Source organism: Cupriavidus sp. IDO (assembly GCF_000812465.1).
Lineage (GTDB): Bacteria > Pseudomonadota > Gammaproteobacteria > Burkholderiales > Burkholderiaceae > Cupriavidus.
Genome location: NZ_JWMA01000131.1, coordinates 1 through 5,574 on the forward strand (window position 1 = coordinate 1; position 5,574 = coordinate 5,574).

Sequence of the window (5,574 nt, forward strand, 5' to 3'; positions counted from 1 at the left end):
TGCCATACCTCGTCGCTCAACAGCGTCCGGACCATCTTGCCTCGCTCGCGCAAAAGACAAGATGTAAACACATTTATTCAAATGTAAACAGACCCTAGCGCTGCCAGCATGCCAATGCGCGAAACCCACGCCGGCCGGCATGGGTTGTCATCTGGCGCTTCGTCTTGCATGCCGATCCCAGGCACCGGCGCACCAATGTGCGCTGCGCGTGTCCGATTGCCTTCACTGCGTCTCCTCCCGCGTGCAACTGCTACGGCTCGCGGGCTGACTCGCGGGTTATCTGTTCCAGGCATTCGCATACCGCGGTGCCATCGACGGGCTTGCAAAGGAAAGATCTTGCCCCGCACTCCAGCGCCTGCTTGCGGATGCTCTCGGTACAAAAGGCCGTAATGAAGATCACCGGTACCAGGACGCTGGCGTGAACGAGCGCCCTTTGCATTTCAAGCCCGGTCATGCCCGGCATCTGGATATCGGAGATCACGCACGCCACCTCGGCGGCACTGCCCGAATCCAGGAAATCACGCGCCGAGGAAAACGGGCGGGCTTCCCAGCCGAGCGAGCGGACCAGGCTCGATGTCGCCACGCGGACCGATTCGTCGTCGTCGACGATCGCTACTACCTGATTGTTGTACAAGCCACTACCCCTGCCAAGCTGAGCATCGGGTCCGCGCACCGATCGTGGCGGCATCCATACCCGTTGTTGGCATCTTATGCGCACGGTTTGCCGGGGGGAACTACATGAACGTATAGGTATTCTCGCCCCGGCCGGCCCGTATCCCGCCGTGTCTGGCAGGCGGCACTTCATCAGCACCGCTCCGCATGCCATGGATCGCGCCGGGCCGGAGGCACCAACCCGACAGCGTACCCTCAACCTGCCCGATTGCCTTGAGTCCATAGGCGAGTGGCTCTTCCCCATGATTGCCGAAGGCAGACCGGTTGTTGGTAGGGCGGGTGATGCCACCAGGATGCGTGCCATCTGTTGCTGCGGTCGTGGCGTTGGACCGCTCGCCAGAACGATCTTGCAAACTGATTGCATACCATGCAGTCGACGGCTTCAAATAACGCTCATGCAAAGCGCCAACGTATCGAGCTGCCTGTCAACTCGTACTAACGCTTCATGCCCCCGGGGAAATACGCATCCTTGGGTTGTGTTTGATCCTGTGACAGCCTCAAGGGTGTCTGGATAATAAGTTCAATGACGTGGGTTCGCCATTACATGAAGCTAGTGGTATCGGCCCATGGATGGGGCTGAGTACCTGAGATCGCCCGGGTGCGCATCGTGCGCACGCCTGTTCCTGAATGCCATGAATTTCCCTTCGCTGAGCTTCCATCCGTCCGGGGCGGATTCAGCCCTAGTCGGATTGCATGTGCTCTTTGGGGCGCGCCATTTCGAATTTTTGGAGGCTACCTCTTCTGCGTAGATTGGGAATTACATATTCATGTAGGCCAGTTTGCTCGATCCCCGGACGTTATCCGGGTACTTGCTTGGCTATAATTTTGGGGCGGCATTTTTATTCAACGCGACAGCAATGTCTCGTTGCCTCAATTGTTCCGTTGGCCCCAGTGAAGGGGACGGGCAAGCTGACATAAGACGGAGACGTTCCATGGAGTCGGTCAACGAATTCGTGTGCATAGTGGACGACGATTCACGCGTCCGGGAAGCCCTGGCAAGCCTGCTGCGCGCCCATGGCAAAAGTGTGCGGTCGTTCAACTCTGGCCACGAGTTTCTGGAAGAAACTCAATGGGACACAGTGGCGTGCCTGATTCTCGATATGCGCATGCCGGGCATGAGTGGCCTGGAAGTCCAGGAGCAGGTTATTAATAACTCTCATGCTTCCATCGTTTTCATCACAGGCAGGAACGATGTGCCTTCCACGGTACTGGCGATGAAGGGCGGGGCTGTCGATTTTCTGACGAAGCCCGTCAGTGAGGATGCCCTGCTCCGAGCCGTTGACACCGCAATCGCGAAGACGCGTGCACAGCGCAGGGATGCCGCGGAAGCTGCAGCGCTACGGGCGCTTTACGAGACCCTGACACCAAGAGAGCAAGAGCTTCTACCCTTGCTTGTCGGGGGCATGCTGAACAAGCAGGCAGCAGACGTGCTTGGGATCACCGAGTACACCGTGCAGGTGCATCGCGGTCACATTATGAAGAAGATGCAAGCGGGCTCGTTTGCCTCGCTCGTCAGGCAGGCAAGCCAGTTGGGGCTAGAGGCATACCAGCGTGCCAGGGGCGGCTAGCGCCGCCCGCGCTGCCCACGCGGCTCGTTCGAGGTGTCACCGCGCGTATGCTAGGCAAGCAAATCAGCTCACGTGCACGGCTGCGGCAGCGAAGACGTAGCCAAAGCCACGCTCCGTGCGAATAATGTCTCCCGCGACCGGACCCATGCTGAGCTTTTTGCGGAGGCGCGCAACTTGTGCATCGATTGCACGCTCATAGACTTCGTCGTTGTGCAGCCGGGAAAGCTCAAGTAGTTGGTCGCGACTCAGCACGCACTGCGGTGCGTTCAGAAATGCGGCCAGCAAGTTGAACTCGGCATTGGTTAGCGCGACGACAGCTCCATCCGGTCGGATCAGACGACGCAGCCGAACGTTCAGCTCCCATCCCTGGAAGCGATAGGCGCGAATACGCGTCAACCGGTCCGCTACCGAGTACCTCGAACGGCATCGGCGCAGCAAGGCACGTACCCTGGCCAGGAGCTCGCGGTTAGAGAAAGGCTTGACGAGATAGTCATCAGCCCCTAGCTCCAGTCCCATGACACGATCCGCCTCGTCGGACCGACCGGCTAACATGATTATCGGCAAGTCGGAGTCATCCCGTAGTCGTTGGGTTAGCCGCAATCCGTCATCGCCGGGAGGCTTCACGGCAACGATCAACAGATCGATGGTCTCGCGAGCCAGTGCATCCTCAACTCCGCGGGCATCCGGCAGCGATGTAACGCGTATATCGTTGGTGCCAAGATAGTCGACGATCAGTTGGCGCATCTCAGAATCGTCGACCGCCACGAGGATATGCACAGTATCAGTAGCCGAGGTTGCTGGTCTCATGTCTGTCGGAAGGTATTAGCGATCGCAATAAAGTTAATCGATGCAGTGACGCTTCGCAATTGCATAAACTTGGAGTCTGATTCGCGGAACGCAGTGTGGGACGGGGTCGACCTGTTTCGTCGAAATGAAGTCGTTCAGTCGACGAGTGGCGCAAGGTCAATGTAAACGCTCTACAACAATCATGCTATTGGAATCCGAAGGCTTGCCTTCTATTATCCCTAGTTGCGGAATTCCTATCTCTGCGGAGAGCCAGCTATACGTAAATGGCCGCTTGGCGATATGGCACCGTGACTTATCGTTCGGTTGCATCTTGTACCCAGGATCGGACATGCGATACTACATATTCATGTACGTCTACCCTTGAGCAGTTGGGCATCGGCGCCAAGCCTTTCGCTTCGAGAAAGGAACCATCGCTATGCCGCTGAGGTCGTAGCTGCCCATAGTCGGTCATATCCGTCGAGGCAGGCTCTCACTCAGCGCTGATCATGCGATGTGGTCGAGAAGGCCGCCAAGTGTCCGGGAGCCGCTATATTCTTCCGGTGCCGCGCGAACGAAGGGAGGCTTTGCATAGATGCGGTCCCGAAATGCGAAAGCCATCGCAGTTGTCGACGACGACCGCAGGGTACTGAATTCGCTCGCGAACCTTCTCGCCTCCTGCGGCTATGGAACCCAGCTTTTCATTTCAGGGGATCTGTTTCTGGCTGCAGATAGGTCCGACTTCTTGTGCGTCATTACAGATCTCGGCATGAGGCCGATCGATGGTCTGGAGGTGCTCCGTCGTGTCCGGAGTCGGCCGGGTGCGCTACCGGTAATTATCATCACCGGGAAACCCGGCGATCGCCCTGAGTCGTTCTATCTGGACCACGGTGCAGTAGGCTTCTTTCGCAAGCCAGTCGATGGAGATGCGTTGATCGCGCTCATCGACCAATTTCAGTGACCCCATCGGAGAACGGAATGTCGGTGGCCGTGACGGCTAGTCCTTGCGCTCATTGACCGTGGGTTTTCGACCCGCTGTTCGAAAAAACACGGTACACAGTTCATATTTCAATTGTCATCGTGTCTCGCTGATTGGTCACAAGCCTGAGATCGGTGTTGGACAGACTGAAGCTTGCCTATCAATTGCATCGTCCATACAGCGACTACAGGAGTACCGTCATGAACGAGAGTCAAAAAATTGAATGCCGACCATGATTTCGCACCGTCATAACACGTACCTGGCCTGTGCCCCTCTTCGTGCATGGTATGCAACCATTTCGCTTTCCGCGGCGATCTGTGCGCCGGCCTGCGCCGATCCGGCGGTCCACCTGGCATTTGCCCGAGATCCGTCACATGGTATTAATAAGTACGAAGTCGGCATCAACTGGAACTCCGGCTTTGCGTGGGGCAACCCGGAGGATTGGCAAGCCAGGCTGCAATGGGAGGTGGAGCTCGCGCAATGGGATTCGAGAAGCGGCACTAACCGTCAAAGTGTGACCGAGTTCGGGTTCTCGCCGATCGCTCGTCTTGAGAAGCGTGGCGGGACGGTAGTACCGTTCCTGGAGGCCTCTGTCGGACCGCGGCTGTTGAGCCATACGAGCACGTCGGATCAGCACAGCTTCAGCACTGCATTCCAGTTCTCGGACATGATCGGTATGGGCGCCGCGTTCGGACCCGGGCAAGCCGCTGAAGCTGGCTTTCGCTTCCAGCATATTTCTAACGCAGGCATCAAGGAGCCCAATCCCGGCAGCAATTTCTACACCGCTTACTTGCGCTACCGCTACTAAGGGGAGATATAGGGCGCTCTAACTGGCCGGTCCTCAATCGCCTTTACAGGCTTTAAATGGATCTCTGAGCCTGCGCCAGCAGATGATGCCGCAGGCGATTTTCATGAAGGCTTCGTGGATAAACGCGCGGTGTCCACGCGCCGGCGTGGAAAATGGTGTTGATCCACGCGTTCGTCGGGAGACAAACTCTACCCCCCTGCGTGTGGGACCAAATTGTTGGGGCGGAAAGCAGCCCCGCCGTCATCGGCGTAACGCTTGCTTTCCGCAGGCAAATTGCGCCAGTTCAAAGGAAGTTTTCACGCACCATTTCCAGCACATCCGCCCCGCGGCCGTTAAGTACGGCGCGAACGGAGTACAGCGCCATGCCGATCGCAGGCCTTGCTTCAAAGAAGGGTGGTTTGACCAGCTCCAGCGGATTGACGATGACGTTAAGAAGTGCAGGGCCAGGTTGGGACAGCCACTCTTGCACGGTCGTTGGAAGCTCAGAGGCGTGTCGAACCGTTTTTCCCCAAAGGCCGATTGCTGCAGCCACTTTGCCGAAGTCGGGATTCTTCAGGCGCGTGAACGTGTCGAGCATTCCCTCGGACTTCTGTTCGATTTCTACAAAGCCCAGCTTGCTGTTGTCGAACACGACGATCTTGATCGGCAAGTCTTCCTGGATCGTCGTAAGAGCCCGTTTGAAAATTCGCCGTAGATGTGATCTAACGTTCGGATGTGGAAAGAAGAACATCGAGAGCGGCAGGCAAGCATGGCGGCCAAGACAA

At 57.3% G+C, this 5,574-nt stretch carries 6 protein-coding genes; 3 read left to right on the forward strand and 3 right to left on the reverse strand.

The window, feature by feature from the left end; translation table 11 throughout:
* Positions 1-250 precede the first annotated feature (250 nt).
* Positions 251-634 (reverse strand): response regulator transcription factor, encoded by a 384-nt coding sequence (locus RM96_RS28415; protein ID WP_039015076.1) that lies wholly within the window; start codon positions 632-634, stop codon positions 251-253.
* A 970-nt stretch (positions 635-1,604) separates the two neighbouring features.
* On the opposite strand from RM96_RS28415, the gene RM96_RS28420 reads away from it, so the two are divergent.
* Positions 1,605-2,240 (forward strand): response regulator transcription factor, encoded by a 636-nt coding sequence (locus RM96_RS28420; protein WP_039015077.1) that lies wholly within the window; start codon positions 1,605-1,607, stop codon positions 2,238-2,240.
* A gap of 63 nt (positions 2,241-2,303) precedes the next feature.
* Here the strand turns inward: RM96_RS28420 and RM96_RS28425 are convergent, their stop codons facing one another.
* Positions 2,304-3,047: a response regulator gene (locus RM96_RS28425; RefSeq protein WP_039015078.1), complete on the reverse strand. Its 744-nt coding sequence runs from the start codon at positions 3,045-3,047 to the stop codon at positions 2,304-2,306.
* Positions 3,048-3,618: 571 nt separating this feature from the next.
* On the opposite strand from RM96_RS28425, the gene RM96_RS28430 reads away from it, so the two are divergent.
* Both RM96_RS28430 and RM96_RS28435 read left to right on the forward strand, forming a co-directional pair.
* Positions 3,619-3,984: a response regulator gene (locus RM96_RS28430; protein ID WP_039015079.1), complete on the forward strand. Its 366-nt coding sequence runs from the start codon at positions 3,619-3,621 to the stop codon at positions 3,982-3,984.
* Positions 3,985-4,225: 241 nt separating this feature from the next.
* Positions 4,226-4,810 (forward strand): acyloxyacyl hydrolase, encoded by a 585-nt coding sequence (locus RM96_RS28435; protein ID WP_238587455.1) that lies wholly within the window; start codon positions 4,226-4,228, stop codon positions 4,808-4,810.
* A 283-nt stretch (positions 4,811-5,093) separates the two neighbouring features.
* Here RM96_RS28435 and RM96_RS28440 read toward each other — a convergent pair.
* Positions 5,094-5,574: thiamine pyrophosphate-dependent enzyme (locus RM96_RS28440; protein WP_238587456.1), on the reverse strand; the 481-nt coding region annotated here is incomplete at its 5' end.

Coding starts and splice junctions, on each gene's coding strand:
- RM96_RS28420 (WP_039015077.1), top strand. CDS start 1,605: ATGGAGTCGGTCAACGAATTCGTGTGCATAGTGGACGACGATTCACGC.
- RM96_RS28425 (WP_039015078.1), bottom strand. CDS start 3,047: ATGAGACCAGCAACCTCGGCTACTGATACTGTGCATATCCTCGTGGCG.
- RM96_RS28430 (WP_039015079.1), top strand. CDS start 3,619: ATGCGGTCCCGAAATGCGAAAGCCATCGCAGTTGTCGACGACGACCGC.
- RM96_RS28435 (WP_238587455.1), top strand. CDS start 4,226: ATGCCGACCATGATTTCGCACCGTCATAACACGTACCTGGCCTGTGCC.